This is a genomic window from Paraburkholderia sp. GAS206C, from assembly GCF_050435645.1.
GTDB lineage: Bacteria > Pseudomonadota > Gammaproteobacteria > Burkholderiales > Burkholderiaceae > Paraburkholderia > Paraburkholderia phenazinium_B.
The window spans coordinates 543,110-567,650 of record NZ_JBNDKR010000004.1; the positions used below are offsets into that span (position 1 = coordinate 543,110).

The 24,541-nt window shown below is 62.1% G+C and carries 22 protein-coding genes; 7 read left to right on the forward strand and 15 right to left on the reverse strand.

Annotation, left to right across the window (positions count from 1 at the left end; translation table 11 throughout):
- The first annotated feature begins 101 nt into the window (after positions 1–101).
- The 5 genes from P3T20_RS14545 to P3T20_RS14565 all read left to right on the forward strand — a co-directional run bounded on the left by P3T20_RS14545 (position 102) and on the right by P3T20_RS14565 (position 7,065).
- The gene (locus P3T20_RS14545; protein ID WP_429287153.1) at positions 102–1,259 is read left to right on the forward strand and encodes a regulator; all 1,158 of its coding nucleotides are present in this window, start codon (positions 102–104) and stop codon (positions 1,257–1,259) included.
- Positions 1,260–1,311: 52 nt separating this feature from the next.
- Positions 1,312–3,018 (forward strand): single-stranded-DNA-specific exonuclease RecJ, encoded by a 1,707-nt coding sequence (gene recJ, locus P3T20_RS14550; RefSeq protein ID WP_074264164.1) that lies wholly within the window; start codon positions 1,312–1,314, stop codon positions 3,016–3,018.
- A 168-nt stretch (positions 3,019–3,186) separates the two neighbouring features.
- Positions 3,187–4,291, forward strand: a protein-coding gene (gene prfB, locus P3T20_RS14555; RefSeq protein ID WP_143787488.1) for a peptide chain release factor 2 whose coding sequence is annotated in 2 segments (ribosomal slippage) — positions 3,187–3,267 and positions 3,269–4,291 — 1,104 coding nt in all. Because the reading frame shifts where the segments join, the coding sequence is not laid out codon by codon here.
- A 142-nt stretch (positions 4,292–4,433) separates the two neighbouring features.
- On the forward strand, positions 4,434–5,960 hold the full coding sequence (gene lysS / locus P3T20_RS14560) for a lysine--tRNA ligase (RefSeq protein WP_074264163.1): 1,527 nt from the start codon (positions 4,434–4,436) through the stop codon (positions 5,958–5,960).
- Between the two features lie 364 nt (positions 5,961–6,324).
- Positions 6,325–7,065: a glycine zipper 2TM domain-containing protein gene (locus tag P3T20_RS14565; RefSeq protein ID WP_429287154.1), complete on the forward strand. Its 741-nt coding sequence runs from the start codon at positions 6,325–6,327 to the stop codon at positions 7,063–7,065.
- Positions 7,066–7,179: 114 nt separating this feature from the next.
- Here the strand turns inward: P3T20_RS14565 and iscX are convergent, their stop codons facing one another.
- The 12 genes from iscX to P3T20_RS14625 form a co-directional block, all read right to left on the reverse strand.
- A complete protein-coding gene (gene iscX / locus P3T20_RS14570) occupies positions 7,180–7,377 on the reverse strand; it encodes a Fe-S cluster assembly protein IscX (RefSeq protein ID WP_074264161.1) in 198 nt (65 codons plus the stop codon).
- A gap of 13 nt (positions 7,378–7,390) precedes the next feature.
- A complete protein-coding gene (fdx, locus tag P3T20_RS14575; RefSeq protein ID WP_074264160.1) occupies positions 7,391–7,732 on the reverse strand; it encodes an ISC system 2Fe-2S type ferredoxin in 342 nt (113 codons plus the stop codon).
- A gap of 104 nt (positions 7,733–7,836) precedes the next feature.
- Positions 7,837–9,708 (reverse strand): Fe-S protein assembly chaperone HscA, encoded by a 1,872-nt coding sequence (gene hscA, locus P3T20_RS14580; RefSeq protein WP_429287155.1) that lies wholly within the window; start codon positions 9,706–9,708, stop codon positions 7,837–7,839.
- Between the two features lie 155 nt (positions 9,709–9,863).
- Positions 9,864–10,391: a Fe-S protein assembly co-chaperone HscB gene (hscB, locus tag P3T20_RS14585; RefSeq protein ID WP_074264158.1), complete on the reverse strand. Its 528-nt coding sequence runs from the start codon at positions 10,389–10,391 to the stop codon at positions 9,864–9,866.
- Positions 10,392–10,555: 164 nt separating this feature from the next.
- A complete protein-coding gene (gene iscA, locus P3T20_RS14590; RefSeq protein ID WP_074264157.1) occupies positions 10,556–10,879 on the reverse strand; it encodes an iron-sulfur cluster assembly protein IscA in 324 nt (107 codons plus the stop codon).
- A gap of 17 nt (positions 10,880–10,896) precedes the next feature.
- Positions 10,897–11,313, reverse strand: a complete 417-nt coding sequence (gene iscU, locus P3T20_RS14595) for a Fe-S cluster assembly scaffold IscU (protein ID WP_074264156.1) — start codon at positions 11,311–11,313, stop codon at positions 10,897–10,899.
- 73 nt (positions 11,314–11,386) lie between these two features.
- Positions 11,387–12,610, reverse strand: coding sequence for an IscS subfamily cysteine desulfurase (locus P3T20_RS14600; RefSeq protein ID WP_074264155.1), 1,224 nt, complete (start codon positions 12,608–12,610; stop codon positions 11,387–11,389).
- A gap of 63 nt (positions 12,611–12,673) precedes the next feature.
- The gene (gene iscR, locus P3T20_RS14605) at positions 12,674–13,204 is read right to left on the reverse strand and encodes a Fe-S cluster assembly transcriptional regulator IscR (RefSeq protein ID WP_074264154.1); all 531 of its coding nucleotides are present in this window, start codon (positions 13,202–13,204) and stop codon (positions 12,674–12,676) included.
- Between the two features lie 180 nt (positions 13,205–13,384).
- Positions 13,385–13,882, reverse strand: a complete 498-nt coding sequence (locus P3T20_RS14610; RefSeq protein WP_074264153.1) for a low molecular weight protein-tyrosine-phosphatase — start codon at positions 13,880–13,882, stop codon at positions 13,385–13,387.
- Positions 13,883–14,003: 121 nt separating this feature from the next.
- Positions 14,004–14,243, reverse strand: a complete 240-nt coding sequence (locus tag P3T20_RS14615) for a hypothetical protein (protein WP_074266013.1) — start codon at positions 14,241–14,243, stop codon at positions 14,004–14,006.
- A 156-nt stretch (positions 14,244–14,399) separates the two neighbouring features.
- On the reverse strand, positions 14,400–15,812 hold the full coding sequence (locus P3T20_RS14620) for a lactate utilization protein B (protein WP_074264152.1): 1,413 nt from the start codon (positions 15,810–15,812) through the stop codon (positions 14,400–14,402).
- 27 nt (positions 15,813–15,839) lie between these two features.
- Positions 15,840–16,562, reverse strand: a complete 723-nt coding sequence (locus P3T20_RS14625; RefSeq protein WP_074264151.1) for a (Fe-S)-binding protein — start codon at positions 16,560–16,562, stop codon at positions 15,840–15,842.
- 192 nt (positions 16,563–16,754) lie between these two features.
- Between P3T20_RS14625 and P3T20_RS14630 the strand changes: the two genes are divergently transcribed.
- Complete coding sequence (locus P3T20_RS14630) at positions 16,755–17,561, forward strand: IclR family transcriptional regulator (protein WP_074264150.1); 807 nt, start codon at positions 16,755–16,757, stop codon at positions 17,559–17,561.
- Positions 17,562–17,714: 153 nt separating this feature from the next.
- Here the strand turns inward: P3T20_RS14630 and pbpG are convergent, their stop codons facing one another.
- Positions 17,715–18,893 carry a D-alanyl-D-alanine endopeptidase gene (gene pbpG / locus P3T20_RS14635; RefSeq protein WP_074264149.1) on the reverse strand — a complete coding sequence of 393 codons (1,179 nt, stop codon included), beginning with the start codon at positions 18,891–18,893 and terminating at the stop codon, positions 17,715–17,717.
- An 806-nt stretch (positions 18,894–19,699) separates the two neighbouring features.
- Between pbpG and P3T20_RS14640 the strand changes: the two genes are divergently transcribed.
- On the forward strand, positions 19,700–20,272 hold the full coding sequence (locus P3T20_RS14640; RefSeq protein WP_074264148.1) for a phasin family protein: 573 nt from the start codon (positions 19,700–19,702) through the stop codon (positions 20,270–20,272).
- Positions 20,273–20,776: 504 nt separating this feature from the next.
- Here P3T20_RS14640 and lpdA read toward each other — a convergent pair.
- Positions 20,777–22,576 carry a dihydrolipoyl dehydrogenase gene (lpdA, locus tag P3T20_RS14645; protein WP_074264147.1) on the reverse strand — a complete coding sequence of 600 codons (1,800 nt, stop codon included), beginning with the start codon at positions 22,574–22,576 and terminating at the stop codon, positions 20,777–20,779.
- A 275-nt stretch (positions 22,577–22,851) separates the two neighbouring features.
- Complete coding sequence (gene aceF, locus P3T20_RS14650; protein WP_074264146.1) at positions 22,852–24,531, reverse strand: dihydrolipoyllysine-residue acetyltransferase; 1,680 nt, start codon at positions 24,529–24,531, stop codon at positions 22,852–22,854.
- Positions 24,532–24,541 lie beyond the last annotated feature (10 nt).

The window sequence follows — 24,541 nt, forward strand, 5'->3', positions numbered from 1 at the left end:
GCACCGCACGGGTACATTACCAAAGCCTTAATACCGTCCTCCGACGCCGCCCGTCCACTGCCGCTCATCTACCGTCGGTCAAGCGCGAAGTTTGCCATACAATGCCGAGCATCATGCACGCCAACCGTCTTCAACTCCTCCTGCCCTTCGCGCTGCCCGCTGCAGCCGACGCCTCCACCGCGCTGCATAACATCGAAAGTCCCGCCCTCGACAAGCTGGTCGCAAGAGCCACGCTGGTCGAACGGGTGATCGGCGAGGACTTCCAGCGCACGCTCCCGCACGAACGCTGGGTGGCCCGTCAGTTCGGCACGGTCGCGAGCGGCGAAGGGGCTGCGGACGAAGCGCCGCTCGCCCCCTACATGCTGCGCGCCGATGGCGGCGAACCCGGCACGTCGACCTGGGCGTGCGTGCAACCGGTGCACGTACGCATCGCGCACGACCATCTGGTCCTGATCGATCCGGCCTCGCTCGAACTGACGGACGCCGAAGCCGCGACGCTGCTCGAGGTCGCCAGGCCGCTGATCGAAGAGCTGGGCGTGCGCATCGAGGCGCCCCATCCATCGCGCTGGTATCTGGCGAGCGACGCCTTCGGCACGTTGGCCGGCGCGTCGCCGTTGCGCGCCAGCGGCCGCAACATCGAGATCTGGCTTCCGCACGAAGCCCATACCGGCCAGCGCTCGCGCGCCTGGATGAAACTGCAGAACGAAGTGCAGATGGCGTGGTTCGAGCATCCGGTCAACGAGGCGCGCGAAGCGCGCGGCCTGCCCGCGGTCAATTCCATCTGGTTTCATGCGCAAGGTGCCGCGCAACCGGTTAAAAGCCCGTTCACGCGAGTGCTGTCGGACGCAGCGGCGACGCGCGGCCTCGGGCTCACCGCTGGCGGGGTCGAGATCGGGCCGCCGCCGGCTTCGTTTGCAGCCCTCACGCCCAGCGCCGCCACGGCACCGCGCGCGAACGGCGCGAGCGGTGCTCAGCAAGCCGGCAACGGCGCCACAGCAACGGCATCAACAACGCTCGTCGAGCTCGACCCATTTTCCGCGCCCTATATCGAGCAGGACTGGGGCCGCTGGAATGCGGCCTTCGCCGCGCTCGAAACCGACTGGTTCGCCCCTGCTCTCGCTGCCTTGCAGTCGGGCCAACTCGGCGAACTGGGCCTCACACTATGCGGCGACACCGGCTCGGTGACGCTCAACATTACACGCGGCGATCTGCGCAAATTCTGGCGCCGCCGCGTGCTCGCATCGCTCTTTATCGAATGATGCACTTCATCACCCAGCTACCGTTCCACCGCATGTTTTCCGGCCTTTCCGCATGACTCGAATCGTTACGCGCGCCTGCTCCCCCGTCGATGCCGAAGTGTTGACCCGTCATGGCCTGCATCCGGTGCTGGCCCGTCTGTACGCGTCGCGCGGCGTCTGCCTGCCGGATGAACTCGAAACCGGCCTTGCGCGGCTGGTCGCGCCCACTCAACTGAAAGGCTGCGAAGAAGCGGCCGTGCTGCTCGCCGATTCGATCGAAGGCAAACGCCGCATGCTGGTGGTCGCCGACTACGACTGCGACGGCGCCACCGCTTGCGCCGTTGCCGTGCGCGGGCTGCGGATGTTCGGCGCGAACATCGACTATCTGGTGCCGAACCGCTTCGAATACGGCTACGGCCTGACGCCCGAAATCGTCGCGCTAGCAGCACGCAATTCGTCGGGCAAGCCGGACCTGCTGATCACCGTGGATAACGGCATCGCCAGCGTCGACGGTGTGGAAGCGGCCAACGCGCTCGGCATCGACGTACTCGTCACCGATCACCATTTGCCCGGCGACGAGCTGCCTGCCGCGCGCGCCATCGTCAATCCGAACCAGCCCGGTTGCAGCTTCCCGAGCAAATGCATCGCCGGCGTCGGCGTAATGTTCTATGTGCTGCTCGCGCTGCGCGCCGAACTGCGCAAACGCGGCGCCTTCGACGACGCGCGGCCCGAACCGCGTCTGGACGGCCTGCTCGATCTGGTCGCGCTCGGCACGGTGGCCGACGTCGTCAAGCTCGACGGCAACAATCGCGTGCTGGTGGCTCAAGGCCTGCAACGGATTCGCAAAGGCAAGATGCAGCCGGGTGTGGCGGCGCTGTTTCGCGCCGCTGCACGCGACGCCCGTAGCGCTTCCGGTTTCGATCTGGGCTTTGCGCTTGGCCCGCGGCTGAACGCGGCGGGACGGCTCTCGGATATGTCGCTCGGAATCGAATGCCTGACCACCGACGACATCGGCCGCGCATGGGAACTCGCGCAGCAACTCGATTCGATCAACCGCGAGCGGCGCGAGATCGAAGCCGGCATGCAACAGCAGGCACTCGAAGATCTGTCGTCGATCGATCCGGCCGGCTCGGCCACCATCGTGCTGTTCAACCCGAGCTGGCATCAGGGCGTCATCGGCATCGTCGCGGGGCGCATCAAGGAGAAGTTCCACCGGCCCGTCTTCACCTTCGCACCGGCTGACGAAAGCGGCGTGCTCGTCAAAGGCTCGGGCCGTTCGATCGGGGGCTTTCATCTGCGCGATGCGCTCGACCTGATCTCGAAACGCGAACCCGGTCTGATCGCCAAGTTCGGCGGCCACGCCATGGCTGCCGGCATGACGCTCGCCGCCGCCGATGTGCCGCGTTTCACGACTGCCTTCGAAGCAGTGGGCCGCGAGTGGCTCAGCGAAGACGCGCTCGCCCGTGTGGTCGAAACCGACGGCGATCTAGAAGAAGCCTATTTCACGCCGCAATTCGTCGAAATGCTCGACGCGGCGGTCTGGGGTCAGGGCTTTCCGGCACCGGTGTTTTCCGGCGAATTCGAGGTGGCGTCGCAAGCGCTGGTGAAGGACAAGCACCTGAAGCTGCAACTGCTGCGCGGCCGGCAGCGCTTCAACGCAATCTGGTTCAATCACACGGATTCGCTGCCCAACCGCACGACAATCGCCTACCGCCTCGCAAGCGATACGTGGAATGGCGTCTCGCGCGTGCAACTGATCGTCGAGCATGCAATAAGCTGAGCGGCAGTGCGTCCGCCTCGACCTCGCGTCATCCACGCCGGGGCGCCGAAATCGCGCGAAATCCCCCGCAAAACGGCCCCAACCACCCGCCGGATCGCGTATTCGCCTCCGGCGGGCAGCCTCGATCGGCTATAATTTCCCCTTTTTACGAAGCTATAAAAGATCGACATGGAAGCGGAACGTCTCAACGCGATCGAAGCCTCTCTGGCCGACCTGCGCCATCGCGCGGGCGAGCTACGGGGGTATCTTTGACTACGACGACAAAGCACTGCGTCTAATCGAAGTCAACCGGGAACTCGAAGACCCGAACGTCTGGAACGACTCGAAGCATGCCCAGGCCCTCGGCCGGGAAAAGAAGCTGCTTGACGACGTCGTCGGCAAACTCACAGCGCTCGACAACGACCTGCGCGACGCGCAGGACCTGTTCGGCATGGCGCGCGAAGAAAATGACGAGGAAACCCTGCTCGCCTGCGAAAGCGATGCAGCCGGCCTCGAACAGCGCGTCGCCGATATGGAATTCCGCCGCATGTTCTCGAACGCGGCCGACCCGAACAACGCCTTCCTCGACATTCAGGCCGGCGCCGGCGGCACCGAAGCATGCGACTGGGCCGCGATGCTGTTGCGCCAGTACCTGCGCTACTGCGAGCGCAAGGGCTTCAAGACCGAAGTGCTGGAACAGACCGACGGCGACGTCGCGGGCATCAAGAACGCCACCATCAAGATCGAAGGCGAGTACGCCTACGGGTTCCTGCGCACCGAAACCGGCGTGCACCGCCTCGTGCGCAAGTCGCCGTTCGACTCGTCGGGCGGCCGTCATACTTCGTTCTCGTCGGTGTTCGTGTACCCGGAAATCGACGATTCGATCGAAGTGGACATCAACCCGGCCGATCTGCGTATCGACACGTACCGCGCGTCCGGCGCGGGCGGTCAGCACATCAACAAGACCGACTCCGCGGTGCGGATCACGCACATGCCGTCGGGCATCGTCGTGCAGTGCCAGAACGACCGCTCGCAGCACCGTAACCGCGCCGAAGCGATGGCCATGTTGAAATCGCGTCTGTACGAAGCGGAAATCCGCAAACGTCAGGCCGAACAGGACAAGCTCGAGGCAGGCAAGACCGACGTGGGCTGGGGTCATCAGATCCGCTCGTACGTGCTGGACAACAGCCGCATCAAGGATCTGCGTACCAACGTCGAAATCAGCAATACCAAGAGCGTGCTCGATGGCGACCTCGATCCGTTCATTAGCGCCAGCCTGAAACAGGGCATCTAAAGTAAGCGCATCCGGCGCGGCGAGCTTTGCCGCGCCGCATCTTTTGACCGCCTGCTTTGGTCCGATTGCAGTCCGATTTCCGACCCGCAGGCAACCTCGTGCGGCCCACCCGCATGCAGGCCACCCCGAATACCGACCCATCATGACCGAACCGAACCAGACGAACGCTGCGCCCGAGGGGGACGAAAACAAGATCATCGCCGAGCGCCGCGAAAAGCTGCGCGAGCTGCGTGAACAGGGCGTCGCCTATCCGAACGATTTCCGCCCGACGCATCACGCGGAAGACCTGCAGACGCAATACGCCGAGACCGACAAGGAAACGCTCGAAGCGAATCCGCTTCAGGTTGCCGTGGCCGGCCGGATGATGCTGAAGCGCGTGATGGGCAAGGCGAGCTTCGCGACCGTGCGCGACGGTTCGGGTCAGATCCAGTTCTTCATCACGCCGGCTGACATCGGCCAGGAAACCTACGACGCATTCAAAAAGTGGGACATGGGCGATATCGTCGCCGCGCGTGGCGTGCTGTTCCGTACCAACAAGGGCGAGCTGTCGGTGCGTTGTACCGAACTGCGTCTGCTGTCGAAGTCGCTGCGTCCGCTGCCGGACAAGTTCCACGGCCTCGCCGATCAGGAGATGAAGTACCGTCAGCGCTATGTCGATCTGATCGTCACGCCGGAAACGCGCAAGACCTTCGTGGCGCGCACCAGGGCGATGTCGTCGATCCGCAAGTTCATGGCCGAGGCCGACTTCATGGAAGTCGAAACGCCGATGCTGCACCCGATCCCCGGCGGCGCCGCGGCCAAGCCGTTTGTGACGCACCACAACGCGCTCGATATGCAAATGTTCCTGCGCATCGCGCCGGAGCTGTATCTGAAGCGTCTGGTGGTGGGCGGCTTCGAGCGTGTGTTCGAGATCAACCGGAACTTCCGTAACGAGGGCGTCTCCGTGCGCCACAATCCGGAATTCACGATGATAGAGTTCTATGCCGCGTACACCGATTATCAGTGGCTGATGGACTTCACCGAACAGTTGATCCGCCAAGCGGCGATCGATGCGCTCGGTACGGCGACGATCAGCTATCAGGGTCGCGAACTCGATCTGTCCAAGCCGTTCCATCGGCTGACGATCACGCAGGCTATCCAGAAGTACGCGCCGCAGTACACCGACGAACAACTCGCTGACGCTGCGTTCCTACGCCCCGAACTGAAGAAGTTCGGCGTTGATGCGTCGCAGCCGCAGTTTTTGAACGCAGGCGTCGGCGCGCTGCAACTCGCGCTCTTCGAAGAGACCGCCGAATCGCAATTGTGGGAGCCGACGTACATCATCGACTACCCGATCGAAGTGTCGCCGCTCGCGCGCGCATCGGACAAGGTGGCGGGCATCACCGAGCGCTTCGAGCTGTTCATCACCGGGCGTGAAATCGCCAACGGTTTCTCCGAGCTGAACGATCCGGAAGACCAGGCCGCGCGCTTCAAGAAGCAGGTCGACCAGAAGGACGCCGGCGACGAGGAAGCGATGTTCTACGACGCCGACTACATCCGCGCGCTCGAATACGGTATGCCGCCGGCGGGCGGTTGCGGTATCGGCATCGACCGTCTGGTGATGCTGTTGACCGACAGCCCGAGCATCCGCGATGTGATCCTGTTCCCGCATCTGCGCCGCGAGGACTGATTGCGTGGATCGACTTGGTCCGACAGACAGCGGGTCCTGACTGACGCAACGCCCGGCTCGTCGCCGGGCGTTTTCATTTGAGCGGCCTGCAGGCCCGTCGGCCTATCTCCAACATCTCGGCGCGCCACCTGACAGTTTGTAACGATCGGTAAAAGGTTCCCGGCCGGAGGCGACTCTCGTCGGGATCGGAAGGCCGTGTCAGCGCTTGAAATCAGGCGCCAGGCCGCCGTCTCCGCGATGCGCTTCAAAACATCTCTGCGGACGCTACAGAACTGGTTACAAATTGAAACCCCGCGCGAGTCTGTCTGTCAGACACTTAAGTCTCGAAAAAACCAATCGGACTCTGCTCAAGACGGAGGTCATCATGGACAATCCTGGCAACACACAACCACGCCGAATTCACCCGCTTGTCGCGACCGCGGCAGGCGCTGTCATCATCGCGAGCCTCGCGGCCACAGCGGCTATCACGGGTCTGTTTCCCAAAGCGTCGAGCAACGGCGCGCAGACAGATCAAACCCAGGCGGCACAGGTGACTTCGCAGCCGTCGCAGCAGGTGGTCGATTCGGCGGCTCCGGCCAATCCGAACACCTACGCGCAGCAACAGCAGTCGCAGGCCCAGCCTGCACAGGCTCAGGCGCAAGCCGATGCTCAGACCCAGCAGCCCCAACCGGCTCCGGTCGCAGCGGCTCCTACGCCCGCGCAAGCGCAGTACGCACAGCAGCAACAGCAATCGGGCCAGTACGCGCAGCAACCGCCACCCCAACCCGCCTATTGCGCTAGTTGCGGGACCGTCGTAGCGATCTCAGCAGTGCGTCAGGAAGGCCATGGCACCGGCGTCGGCGCTGTGGGCGGTGCGGTGGTCGGCGGTCTGGTGGGCAATCAGTTCGGCGGCGGCGTGGGCCGCGGCGCGATGACGGTGCTGGGCGCAGTCGGCGGCGGTTTCGCGGGTAACGCGGTCGAGAAAAATATCCGCAGCACGACCGCCTACTCGGTGCATGTGCGTCTGGAGAGCGGCAAGAACCGTTACTTCACGTATCACGAGGCGCCGCCGTTCCAGCAAGGCGAGCGCGTGCATATCGAGAACGGCGCGCTCGTAGCAGGCTAAACAACGCGTCAGGAAGCGCATCAAACAAAACGGCGATTCCAGTGAAATCTGGAATCGCCGTTTTTCTTTCAGAGCCGGTCGAGATCGAGAGTCAATCCTGAACCCACAGCCCGCTCAATAATCCGCATCCTCGATCCAGGCCGTCTGGATCGCTTCGAGAATCTTCTCGTTCGAACGGTTCGGATCGTCGTCGAAGCCGTCCAGTTCGGTGACCCAGCGGTGCAGATCGGTAAACCGGATCTGCTGCGGGTCCACTTCCGGGTGCTTGTCGGTGAGGGCCATCGCGATGTCTTGCGTGTCGGTCCACTTCATGGCTGCGCTCCTGTTAGTGATTTTCCTTCGCGTGGTTGATCGAGTAACGCGGGATTTCAACGACCAGATCCTGGTCGACCGGCACCATCGCCTGGCACGACAGACGCGACTCCGGCTCGAGGCCCCAAGCCTTGTCGAGCAGATCGTCCTCGTCTTCCTCCGACGGCGTGAGCGCATTGAAGCCTTCGCGCACGAGCACATGGCAGGTCGTGCAGGCACACGATTTCTCGCAGGCGTGCTCGATTTCAATGCCGTGCTCCAGCAGATTGTCGCAGATGCTCTTGCCCGGCACAGCATCGATCACCGCGCCTTCCGGACACAGTTCGACATGGGGCAGCACAACGATTTGAGGCATACGATTTCCGTTTAGTCTGGTGCACGACAGCCGGCGAGCCGGCTGCGTGCCATTTTACTGGTGACGCGCGCCTTTGTTGACACGCGTCACGTGATTCATTGAGCTCAGATGTCGTCGAGCTTGCGGCCCGCCAGCGCGCGACGAATGCCCTTGTTCATGCGGCGGGCGGCGAATTCGTCGGTACCTTCGGCCACTGTCTTGGTCGCCGCTTCGATCGCGTCCACGTCATCGCTTTGCGCCACGTTGCGCAAAGCGGTGAGCAGGCCATCGAGTTCGGCGCGCTCGGCTTCGTCGAGCAGGTCGGCATCAGCAGCCAGCGCCGCATCCGTCGCTTCGACCAACCGTTGCGCTTCCACTTGCGCCTCACGCAGCGCCCGAGCCCGCATGTCGACTTCGGCGGTACTGAAGCTGTCTTCGAGCATTTTGGCGATGTCGTCGTCGGCGAGGCCGTATGAAGGCTTCACCACCACCGACGCTTCCACGCCCGACAACTGCTCACGCGCAAACACCGACAGCAGGCCATCGGCATCGACCTGATAGGTCACACGAATGCGCGCCGCACCGGCCGCCATCGGCGGAATGCCGCGCAGTTCGAAGCGCGCGAGCGAGCGGCAATCCGCTACCAGTTCGCGTTCGCCCTGCACGACGTGGATCGCCATCGCCGTCTGGCCGTCCTTGAAGGTCGTGAAATCCTGCGCACGCGCGACCGGAATGGTCGAATTGCGCGGAATGATCTTCTCGGTCAGTCCGCCCATCGTCTCGACGCCAAGCGACAGCGGGATGACGTCGAGCAGCAGCCAATCGTCGCCGTCGGCGCTGCGGTTGCCGGCCAGCAAATCGGCCTGGATCGCCGCGCCGAGCGCGACCACTTCGTCCGGGTTGAGATTGGTCAGCGGCGGCTGGCCGAAGAAAGCTTCGACCGCGCGGCGGATCACCGGCATGCGGGTCGCGCCGCCCACCAGCACCACGCCCTTGATTTCCTTCGTGGTGACCTTGGCGTCGCGCAGTGCTTTCTTGGTCGGACCGAGCGTGCGCTGCACCAGCGCCTGCGTGATAGCTTCGAAAGCAGCCTCGTCGATCGTCAGATCGAGCTGGGTGCCGTTGGAAAGGGTCGCCTTCAGCGTTGATAGCGGTGCGTCCGACAACGCCTCCTTGGCCACACGTACGTTGTCGAGCAGCATACGCACGTCTTCAGCCGCGAGCGTCTGTGGCGCGATGCCGGCCTGCTCGAGCACATGACGGTAGAGCGCGTGATCGAAGTCGTCGCCGCCGAGCGCGGAGTCGCCGCCCGCTGCGAGCACTTCGAAAACGCCTTTGGTGAGCTTGAGGATCGACAGATCGAACGTGCCGCCGCCGAGGTCGTACACGGCGTAGAGGCCTTCGGAGCCGTTGTCGAGGCCGTAGGCAATCGCCGCTGCAGTCGGCTCGTTGAGCAGGCGCAGAACATTGAGGCCGGCCAGACGCGCGGCGTCCTTGGTGGCCTGGCGCTGCGCTTCGTCGAAATACGCCGGCACGGTGATTACGGCGCCGACCAGATCGTCGCCAAGCGAGTCTTCCGCACGCTGCCGCAGCGTCGCGAGAATTTCCGCCGACACTTCGACCGGGCTCTTCACGCCATCGACGGTGCGGATCTGCACCATGCCCGGTGCGTCCACAAAATCGTACGGCGCATTCTCGGCGCCTTCGACCTCGCTCTTGCCGCGGCCCATGAAGCGTTTGACCGAGACGATCGTGTTACGCGGATCGCTCGCTGCTTCCGCCTTGGCGGTACGGCCGATGCGGCGGCCGCCCTTCTCCAGATAACGCACCACAGACGGCAGCAGCACATGGCCGTCCTCGTCGGGCAGAACGTCGGGAACGCCACTACGCACTGCAGCGACAAGGGAGTTGGTGGTGCCAAGATCGATACCGACCGCGAGGCGCCGCTGATGCGGCGCGGGCGCCATGCCGGGTTCGGAGATTTGCAGTAAAGCCATCTGAGATCTTCTTCGGGGAACGTTAGGCCCCGTCCTGAATGGTTCGCGTTGCTGGGTTGAACGCCACGGCTGGTTGTCGTGGCGTCCCGTTTGCATCCGGCCTGTTTCCAATCGCGTCCGCTTACGTGCGTTTGCGCTGATCTGCTTCGTTTGCTTCAGTTGTCGAGCCGTTCGATCTGCGTGCCGATTTCCGCCGCCACGCGCTCGATGAACATCAACTGCCGCACCGCCTCGCCCGCCGCCTGATCCGCGCCGCTGTCGAGCAGTGCACCGAGCTTCGTGAAGCGCACCCGCTCTTCGTCGCGCAACTCGGTGAGCAAGGCGTCAAGTGCGTCGACATTCTTCGCCGCCGCAGCATCCTCGATACCTTCACGCCATTCCATCTGCTGCATCAGGAATGCCGGCTCCATCGCCGTATTGTTCTCCGCGCCGACATCGATGCCGCGCAGCGACAACAGATACGTGGCGCGCTTCAACGGATCGCGCAGGGTCTGATACGCCTCGTTCGTGCGCGTCGCCCATTGCATCGCGATGCGCTTTTGCGCGTCGCCCGCGGCGGCAAAACGGTCGGGGTGAACCTGCGACTGCACCGTACGGTACGCATGATCGAGCGCACTGGCGTCGAGCGCGTATTGGGCCGGCAGGTCGAACAGGTCGAAGTGGCTGTCGTTCAGCGAGGCCATCGAATGATGTGATCCGTTCAAAAAGCGCACCTGAGTTTCAGGCATCAAGTGCAACGTAAGGTGCCACGAGGCGCACAAAGCACAACGCAAGGTACAACGACGTGCGACAAATTAAAAAGGCGGCCCGCGCCGCCTTTTTTCCGCTTCACGCGGACTGAACCTGCTCAGACGCGGAACGATTCGCCGCAGCCGCACTCGTCCTTGACGTTCGGGTTGTTGAACTTGAAGCCTTCGTTCAGCCCTTCGCGTGCAAAATCGAGTTCCGTGCCGTCGATGTAAGCCAGGCTCTTCGGATCGACGATGATCTTCACGCCGTTGCACTCGAATACCTGATCCTCCGGCGCGAGTTCGTCCACATACTCAAGCTTGTACGCCAAGCCGGAGCATCCGGTCGTGCGCACGCCCAGCCGCAACCCGACACCCTTGCCACGCCGGGTCAGGAATTTCTGGACGTGATTTGCTGCCTTCTCGGTCAACGTAATTGCCATAGCGTTTCTCAACGGCCTTAAGCAGCCTGGTGCTTTTCGCCCGCTTCCGCGGTTTCGCCATGACGCTGCTTGTAGTCAGCCACGGCTGCCTTGATTGCGTCTTCCGCGAGGATCGAGCAGTGGATCTTGACCGGCGGCAACGCCAGTTCTTCGGCGATGTGGGTGTTCTTGATTTCCATGGCCTGATCGAGCGTCTTGCCCTTCACCCATTCGGTGACAAGCGAACTCGACGCAATAGCCGAACCGCAGCCATACGTCTTGAACTTCGCGTCTTCGATGATGCCGTCCGCGCCCACGCGGATCTGCAGCTTCATCACGTCGCCGCAGGCCGGCGCGCCGACCATGCCGGTGCCGACTGCATCGTCGTCCTTGGCGAAGGAACCGACGTTGCGCGGATTTTCGTAATGGTCCAGAACCTTGTCGCTATAAGCCATGATTACACTCCTTGATTCGTTTCAACCTGCATTCGGTGCGATGTTTCGTGCAGCGTAGCGTCGCAGTCAAACCTCAGTGCGCCGCCCACTGGATCGTCGAAATATCGATCCCGTCCTTGTACATTTCCCACAGCGGCGACAGATCGCGCAGCTTCGAAATCTTGGTCTTCAGCAGGTTGATGACGTAATCGACGTCCTGCTCCGTCGTGAAGCGGCCCACCGTAAAGCGGATCGAGCTGTGCGCCAGTTCGTCGTTGCGGCCAAGCGCGCGCAACACATACGACGGCTCGAGCGACGCCGACGTGCAGGCCGAACCCGACGACACCGCCACGTCCTTCACCGCCATGATCAGCGATTCACCTTCGACGAAGTTGAAGCTGATGTTCAGGTTGTGCGGCACACGCTTTTCCATGTCGCCGTTCACGTAGGTTTCTTCCATGTCTTGCAGACCGCGCAGCAGACGGTCGCGCAGCATGCGAATGCGCTCGTTTTCCGTTGCCATTTCTTCGCGGGCAAGACGGAACGCTTCGCCCATGCCGACGATCTGGTGCGTCGCCAGCGTGCCCGAACGCATACCGCGCTCGTGACCGCCGCCGTGCATCTGCGCTTCGATACGGATACGCGGCTTGCGGCGCACATACAGCGCGCCGATGCCCTTCGGACCATACGTCTTGTGTGCCGAGAACGACATCAGATCGACCTTCAGCTTTTGCAGGTCGATCGTGATCTTGCCGGTGGCCTGAGCAGCGTCGACGTGGAAAATGATGCCCTTTTCACGGGTGATCTCACCGATCGCCTCGATGTCCTGAATCACGCCGATCTCGTTGTTGACCGACATGACCGAGACCAGAATCGTGTCGGGGCGCAGCGCAGCTTTGAACACATCGAGGTCGATCAGACCGTCGTCCTTCACGTCCAGATACGTGACTTCGAAGCCTTCGCGCTCGAGCTCGCGGCAGGTGTCGAGCACGGCCTTGTGCTCGGTCTTCACCGTGATGATGTGCTTGCCCTTGCTCTTGTAGAAGTGCGCGGCACCCTTGATGGCCAGGTTGTCCGACTCCGTGGCGCCCGAGGTCCAGATAATTTCGCGCGGATCGGCATTCACCAGCGCTGCGACGTTCTCGCGCGCTTCCTCGACCGCACGTTCCGCGTCCCAGCCGTACGAGTGGCTACGCGATGCGGGGTTGCCGAACTGCTCACGCAGATACGGAATCATCTTGTCCACCACGCGCGGGTCGACCGGAGTCGTGGCGCTGTAGTCCATGTAAATGGGCAGGTGGGGAATGTCGTTGTTCATGAATCGCTCCGGGGACATCATTGCTCTGGCTTCTGGGTTCCGAGTTCGCTGGCTTCGCGGGGTCTAGGAACCGGCCATGTTAAAAACGGAATTCGGTCCGCGTGGCGCGACCCGGGCGGGTTCGACCGCCGGCGCCTCGCTGCGGCGGTCGCGCAGCACGGCGGGCGCGCCTTCGCGCGAGCGCTGCTGATCGACCAGATCCTTCAGCGATACCGAATCGAGGTACTCGACCATTTTCTGGTTCAGCGTGGACCACAGTTCGTGCGTCATGCAGTGGCCGTCGTGCTGCTTGGTGCCTTCGCAGGTGCCTTTGCCGCCGCATTGGGTGGCATCGAGCGGTTCGTCGACAGCAATGATGATGTCTGCGACGGTCACGTTCTCGGCGCGGCGGGCCAGATTGTAGCCACCGCCGGGGCCGCGCACCGACTCCACGATCTCGTGGCGGCGCAGCTTGCCGAACAACTGCTCAAGGTAAGACAGGGAAATATGCTGGCGCTGGCTGATACCCGCAAGCGTCACCGGGCCCTGCTCCTGGCGCAGTGCCAGGTCAATCATCGCCGTGACGGCGAAACGGCCTTTCGTGGTGAGTCTCATGATGTTGGGGATCGCAATTCTCGACAAGTTTGCTCAAGTATAAATACATGAGCAAATTAGTCAAGTATCCCTATCGCGATTTGGGTCATTTGCTTAATTGAGGCGGCGCGCCTGAAAAGCCTGTAGATAGGCCCTGAAGCCAGCCACCACGAACACCTTGAGCGCTAAAGCGCCACGCCCTCAAGGCACCAGTTGCGGATGCAATGCTGCGATCAGACCCCGGCAAGCCGCCTCGCACTGATCGAGGACCTGCTCGAAGCCTTCGTCGCCACCAAAATAGGGATCTGTCACTTCCCGCTCCCCCGCCCACCGGCTGTCGGCCTCGGGGACAAACTCCATCAGCAGACGGATCTTGTCGCGCTGGGCCGGCGGGCAGATCCGGCGCAACGCGGCGACGTTGGCGTCGTCCATCGCGACCAGCAGATCGAAACGCTCGAAATCCGCCGCACCGATCTGCCGGCCGCGCAGCCCGGACAGGTCGTAGCCGCGCTGGGCGGCGGCACGCTGCGCCCGCTCGTCAGGCGCCGCGCCGATGTGCCAGTCGCCGGTACCGGCCGAATCGATCGCAATGCGTTCTTGCAGCTTCGCTTCACCCACCTGATGCCGCATCACCCCTTCCGCGGTCGGAGAACGGCAGATGTTCCCGAGGCAGACAAAGCAGATGGAGATGGTTTTCATCAGGGCTCTGGATGCGGTGCATCCGGATAGGGTTAGCCAACAGTGCCGCGATTATACAAAGGTGCTGAAAATCTCGCCGCGCAGGCGCACCGGCGCGTTATCCGCGCCGCGCGCCTGGTGTTCAGGACGCTTCCGAAGCCTGCACCGAGGTGACCGCCCGCATGGGCTTGACCGGCGCGGCACTATCGTCGCCGACCAAACCATACGAAACGGTTCGCGCCAGCTCCGCCGTGAGCTGCGATGCGCCGAGCGGCGACTGCGAGACCGGGGAAGCGCTCTCGCTGCTGACATACATATAGGCTGCCGCTGCGAACGGCACAAACACGGCCAATGGCCAGTACATCGATATTGTCTTTTTCATGATGTCGTTCTCTTCCGATTGGGGCATCCGGAGCTTGTGACCCACTATGCCCAGTCGAAATCATATAGAACTAATCAATTGGTATAAACCCACCCTGGTGAGATAGAGCGTTGCTCTGGAGATAACAGTGCCAGTCCGCGACCCGGGCCGCGCCCTTCAGCCGAGGTGACTGCGCTGCGCGGCGTATAGCTCGCGGAACGTACGCCCGACCGGCGCCGGCATGTCTCGGGTGTTGGTCCAGCCGGCCGCGAGCGGCAGCCGGCTGATGGCGCGCCGACGCCCGCCCACCATCTCCAGAACGCGCACCGCCAGCTTGGTAAACAACGCATACGCATCCGGATGCAGAGCGAGGAAACCCCACACGGCCAGCCCCGCGCGCTCGCGCCACGGTCGCAGATGCCGCTCCACCTGCCTCTCGCGCAACTTGCGCAGCAGCCCCGAGAGGGGAATGCCGACCGGACAGACGCTATCGCATTCACCGCACAGCGTGGCGGCCTGTGGCAGATCGAGCGCGTTGTCGATACCGACGTAGCTCGGTGTCAGCACCGAGCCCATCGGCCCCGGATAGACCCAGCCGTAAGCGTGGCCACCGATCTTCTGATAAACCGGGCAGTGGTTCATACAAGCGCCGCAGCGGATACAGCGCAGCATCTCCTGGAAGTCGCCGCCGATCAGCCCGGTGCGCCCGCCATCGACCAGCACCACATACATATGCTCCGGCCCATCCTGATCGCCCGGCCCGCGCGGCCCGGTCAGCACCGAGAAGTAGTTCGAGGTCGACTGGCCGGTCGCCGAGCGCGGCAGCAGGCGCATCGCGGTCGCGAGATCTTCGAGCGTCGGCAGCACTTTCTCGATCCCCGTCACCGCCACGTGCACGCGCGGCATCACTGTGCACATGCCCTCGTTGCCTTCGTTCGTCACGAGCGCGACTGAACCGGTGTGCGCTACCAGAAAATTGCCGCCGGTCACGCCCATGTCAGCCGTCATGAAATGTGGGCGCAGCACCTCACGCGCCTCGCGGGTCATCTCGGTGATTTCGGTCAGGCGCGGCCGCTGGTGGGTTTTGGCAAACAGATCGGCGATCTCGTCCTTATCCTTATGGACGACCGGCGCGATGATATGGCTCGGCGCCTCGTTGTCGTTGATCTGCAGGATATATTCGCCGAGATCGGTCTCGATCGACTGCACGCCCATCTGGCCGAGCACTTCGTTCAGACGCATTTCCTCGGTAACCATCGACTTGGTCTTGATCACCTTCCTGACGTCGTGCCGACGCGCGATGTCCGCGACGAGCTGGGCCGCTTCCCGCGTGGTCTCCGCAAACAGCACCGTGACGCCGCGCCGGGTCGCCTCGCGCTCGAAGGTCTCGAGCCAGACGTCGAGGTTTTCCAGTGCGCGGTTGCGGCGCTCCTTGAGCGCGGCGCGCGTCGCCGCGAAGTCGATCGTCGTAATCGCGGCGGCCCGGGCCGAAACGAACTTCGTCGACAGCTTGGTGAGGTTCTGCTGCAGACGCTGATCGGCGAGCTTCTCGCCTGCGCGCGCCTTGAACTGCATCGTTTGAACTTGCATGGCGGCCTTGGGGATTGGCTTGAGGACTTAAGCGTCGCCGGCGAGCACCTGCGCGATATGCAGCACGCGCGTGGTGGTGTCGCCCTTGCGGCGCAAACGGCCTTCTATGTTGAGCATGCAGCCGAGGTCGCCCAGCACTACCGTGCCCGCGCCGCTCGCGCCGATATTCGCGCATTTCTCATCGACGATCGCCGTCGAGATATCGCCATACTTGACCGCGAACGTGCCACCGAAGCCGCAGCAGTGCTCGCAATCCTTCATCTCGGTGACCGTCACACCAGCCTGCGCCAGCAACGTGCGCGGCTGCGACTTGACGCCCAGTTCGCGTAAGCCCGAGCAGGAATCGTGATACGTCACCGGCCCCGCGAACTCGCCCGGCGGCAACTGCACCCTGGCGACGTTGACGAGGAAATCGGTCAGCTCATACACCTTTGGACGCAGGCGGCCGAAGCGGATCATCATTTCCGGATCGTCGCCGAACAGGTCGCCGTAGTGCACGCGAATCATGCCGCCGCACGAACCGGACGGCACCACGATGTAATCGAACTGCTCGAATTCCCGCAGCGTTTTTTGAGCCAGATCTCGCGCCAGACGGCGGTCGCCGGAATTGTAGGCGGGCTGCCCGCAGCAGGTTTGCGCCGGCGGCACCATCACCTCGAAGCCAGCGCCCTCGATCAGCTTGATCACCGAGAAACCGATCTCGGGACGCATCAGGTCAATCAGACAGGTGACGAACAAACCGACTCGCATAGGCGCTCCTTCGGGAAAACGTCCCTGATTATCCGCTGTTTATCGAGCAATACCAACGCCAAAACCGGTCAACGCGCCGGACGGCGAACAGTGGCCGCAGATTCGAAGGCGGCCTCGAACGGCGTTCGCTTTTTTCACAATACGATATACAATCAATTCTCCGCTGTTTGACGCGTCAACCGATTTCTCCCCATGAGCGATACGAACCCGGATCCCAAGACTTCGATCCAGGTGATCGAGCGCATGATGCGCCTGCTGGATGCCCTGGCTGCGCATACCGACCCGGTCAGCCTGAAGGAACTCGCGCTAGGCACTGAGCTGCACCCCTCCACGGCGCACCGCATCCTTAACGACATGGTGACGTGCCGTCTCGTCGACCGTTCGGATCCGGGCACCTACCGGCTCGGCATGCGCCTGCTGGAACTGGGCAATCTGGTGAAGGCGCGCCTGTCGGTGCGCGATGCTGCGTTGACGCCGATGCGCGAACTGCACCGCCTGACCGGCCAAACGGTGAATCTCTCGGTGCGTCAGGGCGATGAGATCGTCTATATCGAGCGCGCCTATTCCGAGCGTTCCGGCATGCAGGTCGTACGTGCCATTGGCGGGCGGGCGCCGCTGCATCTGACATCGGTCGGCAAGCTGTTCCTCGCCGCGGACGAATCCACACGTGTGCGCGCGTACGCGACACGCACGGGCCTTTCGGGGCACACCCAGAACAGCATTACCGACCTCGGCAAACTCGAACGCGAACTGTTGCACGTGCGCCAGCACGCCTGCGCGCGCGATAACGAGGAACTGGAACTCGGCGTGCGCTGCATCGCAGCGGGTATCTATGACGACACCGGCAAGCTGGTCGCCGGCCTGTCGCTGTCGGCACCGGCCGATCGCCTGCAAGACTCGTGGCTTGGGCAGTTGAGCAAGACTGCCCTGGTGATCTCCGCCTCGCTCGGCTATCAGCCCGAGACGCCGCCCGCTAGCGCGCATCATCAGCATGCCTGATTAAACAGAGCGTGTAGCCTGGTGGCTGCGAATGGATGCGCCATATGCAAAAAGCCCCGCAAATGCGGGGCTTTTTGTTTGCGCTGCTGATTGCCTTAGGCCGATACCGGGTGCCACGTCGAGGCGGCAACCCTCATACGCGGCTCCAGGCTTTCAGGTACCGGCGCCGCCAGCGTCGGCACTGGTGATGTGCTGCTCGCCACCGTTGTCGAGCCAGTTACGCAGACGCGTCGCATCGGCAAAGCGCGTGTACTTGCCCGACGAATCGAGCAGCACCACGATCATCGGACGGCCGTGAATGGTCGTCTGCATCACCATACACTCACCCGCTTCGTTGATGAAACCGGTCTTCTGCAGACCGATATCCCACGTCGGGTTGCGCACCAGCGCGTTCGTGCTGTTATAGGCGATCGAACGCTTGCCCGTGTAGACCTCGTAGCTACGATCCGTCGAGAACTCGCGGATCATCGGATACTGATAAGCCGCGTTGACCATCTTCACCAGGTCGCGCGCGCTCGACACGTTCTCGCTCGTCAGACCCGATGGGCTTTCGAAGTGCGTATCCGTCATGCCGAGTTGCTTGGCCTTCGCGTTCATTGCCGCGATAAAGGCCGGACGGCCGCCCGGGAAGTAACGCGACAGCGCTGCGGCCGCGCGGTTTTCCGAAGCCATCAGCGCAATGTGCAGCATGTCTTCACGCGAAAGCACCGAACCGACCGCGAGACGCGAACCGGTGTTCTTGATGTAGTCGCGGTCTTCGTCCGTGACTTCGATCTGCTCGGTCAGCGGTGCCTTCGAATCCAGCACCACCATGGACGTCATCAGCTTGGTGATCGAGGCGATTGGCACCACGGCGCGCGAGTTCTTGTCGAACAGCGACTCGCCGGTGTTTTGATCGACCACATACGCGACGCTCGAGCGCAAGGCCAGTGCATCAGGCGTGTCGTGCAGGCCGAACGCCTGGCCGACCGTCGGCTGACGCGGTTCGAACGCAACCTGGCGGACCACCGAGCGGCGGTGGCCGTTCATCGTGTACGAAACACGGTGGCGGCGGCTTTCGACGCGCGGTGCGTCGTCGTCCGCTGCCGCGACCTTCGCGGCTTTGGAAGACTTCGCGGCGACGGCGGAACCCTTGCGGGCCGATTTCGCGGTTTTGAGGGTTTTCTTGCCGGATTTGGCAGGGGCGGTAGCGGCCTTGGCCGCTGTAGCCGCGAAAGCGTCGACAGGCGCAGCAAACGCGGCTGCGATGACCACCGAGGCGGCCACCGACATAGCGGTGCTGATGGCCACGCCATGGATCACTTTTAGCGACGAAAACATGTCGGTTTTCATTGGTGTTCTGTCAGGGGCGGCTGGAGTTTTACGCAAGTGTAGTAAAACCACGAAAAATTAGCAATATTAAGCACTTATCGGCGCTCCTTAAACCGGCTTGTAAGATCCGATTGCAGAGAAGCTATAAGCTTTGCGCACTCAATCGAAAAAAACGATCAAATCCGCGGATGTTTGTCGGGGCTGTTACGTGCCCATTTCGGGCAACGCTCACAGCATAACGGCAATTTAAAGACAACCTTGATCAGGGGAACTACGGTCGCTTCGCGTGGCTGCAAAACGCCGCTGGCCAGTGCCCCGTGGGCGTTCCCCAAGGCACCCGCCAATGTGCCGACCAGCAGGAAGTTAAGCATCTGCTGCGTATCGATCCATCGCGCATTCGACCGGGATGGTGGATTAACGTTCCGTGACAGATTCCGGTTTACATCGAATGTTGTTTTCTCACCTCTTGCCCAAAAAAGTTTGCTCCGCCCTACCCTGCGAAGGATCGCCGCAAAAGTGTCCCTTTGGCCGTTCTGGCGGCAAAAACCGTCGTGCTAAAACGCACCAGCACTGTGCAGCAGCCAATCCCGCATGCTCCCGGCATATGTCATATGTGCTCCATAACGCATTGTTTTGTCGAGATATTCTCGATATTGTGCGACGCACAAAAAGAGCTTGACATTCGCTGCCACCATCCTAAAATGAGACCTATTGCTGCGATGCACCATGAATCGTGGCGTGATGTGTGATTCAGGTTTCGATGTACCGGATTTACCGTTAACCCAATACGGTCCGCATCAGACGGACCGTCATCCAGGAGCGTAAACATGTCTCTGCTGACCCCCGAGCAAATCGCCGCAGCCCAGAAAGCAAACCTTGAAACCCTCTTCGGCCTGACGACCAAGGCATTCGAAGGCGTGGAAAAGCTGGTTGAGCTGAACCTGCAAGTCGTGAAGTCGACGCTCGCGGAAAGCCAGGAAAATGCGCAACGCGCTCTGTCGGTGAAGGATGCGCAGGAATTTTTCGCGCTGCAGGCTGGCCTCACGCAGCCGCTGTCGGAAAAGGCGCTGTCGTATGGGCGTCACGTGTATGAAATCGTGTCGGCTACGCAAGCCGAGTTCGCCCGTGTTGCCGAAGCACAGTACGAAGAGCAAAACCGCAAGGTGCAATCGCTGGTCGAGAACGTGGCCAAGAACGCACCGGCCGGTTCGGAAACCGCTGTCGCCGTGATCAAGTCGGCTATTACCGCCGCCAACACGACGTACGAAACGGTTCACAAGGCAACCAAGCAAGCTGTGGAAATCGCCGAAAGCAACTTCAACGCAGCCGCTACGGCAGCGTCGAAGGCCGCTTCGCAAGCCGCCGCTCAAGCTTCGCGCTCGGCCAAGAAGGCTGTCTAAGCTTCAGCTTAGGCTTCACTCGGGTGAGACTGCGTTGTGTCGATCCGGCATCAACGGCATCACCTGACGTTTGATTCGCATTAGCTTCTCGCGCTTCAACATGCGCGGGCCGGTTCGAAAGCCGGCCCGCGCCTATCGTAGCAACAGCGTCGTGCGGCCTCGCATGCTATGCGTGTGCCGCGTGGGCCAACGCTCCGATACGTTGAACAGCGTATCGTTTGCCCGGCGAAGGCCGGGATTTTTTTGCCCTGGCTGTGGCTAGCCTCGTACACGGTGCGGACAAACGAAGCGCGTGACACACAAGCGTGGCGAATGCCCTGCCCCGCTGAAAACAGAACGGCGCGCCCTTTGCGGGGCGCGCCGTTCTGTTTGTGTCGCTGACTTTCGCGGCTGACGTTCGCGGTTCGTCGCTGAGGCCAACTACAGAAACCCGCCGCCACGCGAACCGTGCGTCAATCGGCGACGCCCGCGCTCGCCAGCGAGCGCAAGCGTCCCCTTACCGCCTTACTTCTTTTTCTGCGGCGGCAGATCGGTACAGACGCCTTCGTACAGCTCAGCGGCCATGCCAACCGATTCGCCAAGCGTCGGATGCGGATGGATGGTCTTGCCGATATCGGTTGCGTCGGCACCCATTTCGACGGCGAGACACACTTCGCTGATCAGGTCACCGGCATTCAGACCAACAATCCCACCACCGATGACCCGATGCGTGGTCTCGTCGAAGATGAGCTTGGTGAAGCCCTCATCGCGACCGTTGGCGATAGCGCGACCCGAAGCAGCCCACGGGAACACTGCCTTGCCGTACTTGATGCCTTCGGCCTTGCACTGATCTTCCGTCTTGCCGGCCCAGGCCACTTCCGGATCGGTGTAAGCCACCGACGGGATCTGCAGCGCGTCGAAGTACGCCTTCTCACCGTGCGCAACTTCAGCGGCGACGTGACCTTCGTGCACGGCCTTGTGCGCGAGCATCGGTTGACCGACGATATCGCCGATCGCGAAGATGTGCGGCACATTGGTGCGCATCTGCTTGTCGACGTCGATGAAACCGCGATCTGTCACAGCGACGCCGGCCTTGTCGGCACCGATCTTTTTGCCGTTCGGGCTACGGCCCACTGCGACCAGCACGAGATCGTAGCGCTGAGGTTCAGCCGGAGCCTTCTCGCCTTCGAAGGTGACGTAGATGCCATCGTCCTTGGCTTCAGCGGCGGTGGTCTTGGTCTTCAGCATGACGTTAGCGAAACGCTTGCTGTTGTACTTCTCCCAGACCTTGACGAGATCGCGGTCGGCGCCGGCCATGAGACCGTCGAGCATTTCGACGACATCGATTTTCGCGCCGAGCGTGGAGTACACCGTGGCCATTTCCAGACCGATGATGCCGCCACCGATGACGAGCATGCGCTGGGGAATCTGACGCAGCTCGAGCGCACCGGTCGAATCGACGACCCGCGGATCTTGCGGAATGAACGGCAGCTTGACCGCTTCCGAACCGGCAGCAATGATGGCCTGCTTGAACTTGACGACCTTCTTGCCGCTTTCGGTGACGACTTCCATGTGATGCGGATCGACGAACGTCCCGGTGCCCGTGACGACTTCGACCTTGCGCATCTTGGCCATCCCAGCGAGACCACCGGTGAGCTTCTTGACGACACCGGACTTGAAATCGCGGAGCTTGTCGAGATCGATCTGCGGCTTGCCGAACGTGATGCCGTGCGAGCCAAGCGCCTCAGCCTCGTCAATGACGAGGGCCGTATGCAGCAGCGCCTTGGACGGAATACAACCCACATTCAGACAGACGCCACCGAGCGTGGAATAACGTTCGACGAGCACGGTCTTCATGCCCAGATCGGCGGAGCGGAACGCAGCGGAATAGCCGCCAGGCCCCGAACCGAGCACGACCATATCGCATTCGATGTCCGCGTTACCGGAGTAGCTCCCCGCTTGAGGCGCGGCGGCCGGTTGCTTCGGAGCGGCAGCGGGCGCAGGAGCGGGCGCCGCTTGAGGTTTAGCTTCCGCTTGAGCGGGCGCCTTCTCGGGTTCTTTGGCAGCCTTGGCAGGTGCAGCTTCAGCGGACGATTCGACGACGGCGATGACGGTTCCCTGGGAGACCTTATCACCGGTTTTGACGCGCACTTCCTTAACGGTGCCGGCGGTATCGCTGGGCACTTCGATGGAAGCCTTATCGGACTCGAGCGTCAGGAGAGCTTGTTCGTTCTCGATGACATCGCCCGGCTTGATATTGACTTCGATGACATCGACATCCTTGAAATCACCGATGTCCGGCACTTTCACTTCGACGAGACTCATAGTGTCCCCTTCTCTTATTGATCATGTTGATGAGGGAGCGCGAACCAAAACTCAAAGCAGCCTAAAAGCTGGCAGCGCGCTGGACAGAAGCATCCTTTGCCGTCCGCCCAAGGACGCGCCTTTCTTTTGCCTACTTTTCTTTGGAAGACAAAGAAAAGTAGGTGCTGCCCCGCACAGGGGCGACGCTAATAGACCGACATGAAAGCAAGTTCAACGAGGAACGTGGATGACCGCAATGGACCCACGTTCCTCGGCGCAAGCGTCAAATCAACACATCAAAGAATCACACGCCGAAAATCGGCAAGAATCGCACCCAGATACGCATTGAACCGCGCAGCTTCAGCCCCATCGATAACCCGATGGTCATACGACAGCGAAAGCGGCATAGTCAACCGGGGCACAAACTGCTTCCCATCCCAGACGGGCTTCATAGCGCTGCGCGACAGCCCAAGAATGGCCACTTCAGGCGCATTGATAATCGGCGTGAAGTGCGTTCCACCGATCCCGCCAAGGGAAGAGATAGAGAAGCACCCGCCCTGCATCTGATCCGGCTTGAGCTTGCCCTCACGAGCCGCCTTGGACAGATCAGCCATCTCCCTGGCGATATCGACGAGCCCCTTCTTGTCCCCATCGCGAATCACGGGCACCACGAGACCATTAGGCGTATCCGCAGCAAACCCAACGTTGTAGTACTGCTTGAAAACGAGCGTATCGCCATCAAGGCTTGCATTAAACGTCGGGAACTTCTTCAACGCGGAAACGACTGCCTTGATCACAAAAGCCAGCATGGTGAACTTCACACCAGCCTTCTCGTGTTCCTTGTTCAACTGCACGCGCAGCGCTTCGAGTTCGGTGATATCCGCTTCGTCGTTATTGGTGACGTGCGGAATCATGACCCAGTTGCGATGCAGGTTCGCGCCGGAAATCTTCTTGATGCGCGAGAGCGGCTTCGGATCGACCGGACCGAACTTCGTGAAATCGACCTTCGGCCACGGCAGCAGATTCAGCTCGCCGCCACCGCCGGCAGCAGGCGCAGCAGCAGCCGGAGCCGCACGCTGACCGCTCATCACACCCTTGATGAATGCAGTGACGTCGTCCTGCGTAATGCGGCCCTTCGGCCCCGTACCCTGTACGCTTGCAACATCCACGCCCAGTTCGCGCGCGAACTTGCGCACGGACGGCGACGCATGACTCGCGTGACGGCCACCCTCGCCTGACGGAATCACCGGAGCCTGTGCAAGCGCGGACGGCGCTGCCGGTGCCGGACTCGGCGTAGCCGGTGCGTCCGACGGCTTCTCGACTGCCTGCTTCGGCGCCGCGGCCGGTGCGGGAGCGGGAGCAGCCGCGCCGCCTTCCGCTTCGATCACCACGATCACGGAGCCTTCCGACACCGTATCGCCGATCTTGACCTTCAGTTCCTTGACGACGCCCGTGGCCGTGCTCGGCACGTCCATGGTCGCCTTATCGGATTCCAGCGTAATGAGCGACTGTTCCTTCTCGACACGGTCGCCGACCTTCACCGCGATCTCGATCACGGGAATGTCCTTGTAGTCGCCGATATCCGGGACCTTCACTTCCTGCACGCCGCCACCGCTCGAGGCGGGCGCAGGCGCAGGTGCAGCAGCCGGTGCCGGAGCGGCAGCGGGTGCCGGCGCGGGAGCCGCAGCAGCACCATTCGCCTGCGCAGCGGCCGGCTTCTCAGCCGCACCACCATCAGCGCCTTCCAGCACGACGATCAACGAGCCTTCCGACACGTTATCGCCCACCTTGACCTTCACTTCCTTGACGGTACCGGCGGCCGAGCTCGGCACGTCCATGGTCGCCTTGTCGGATTCCAGCGTGACGAGCGACTGCTCTTTCTCGACGGTATCACCCGCCTTCACCAGCACCTCGATCACAGGGATGTCCTTGTAATCGCCGATGTCCGGCACCTTGACTTCGATCGCTTGACTCATTGTTGGTGTC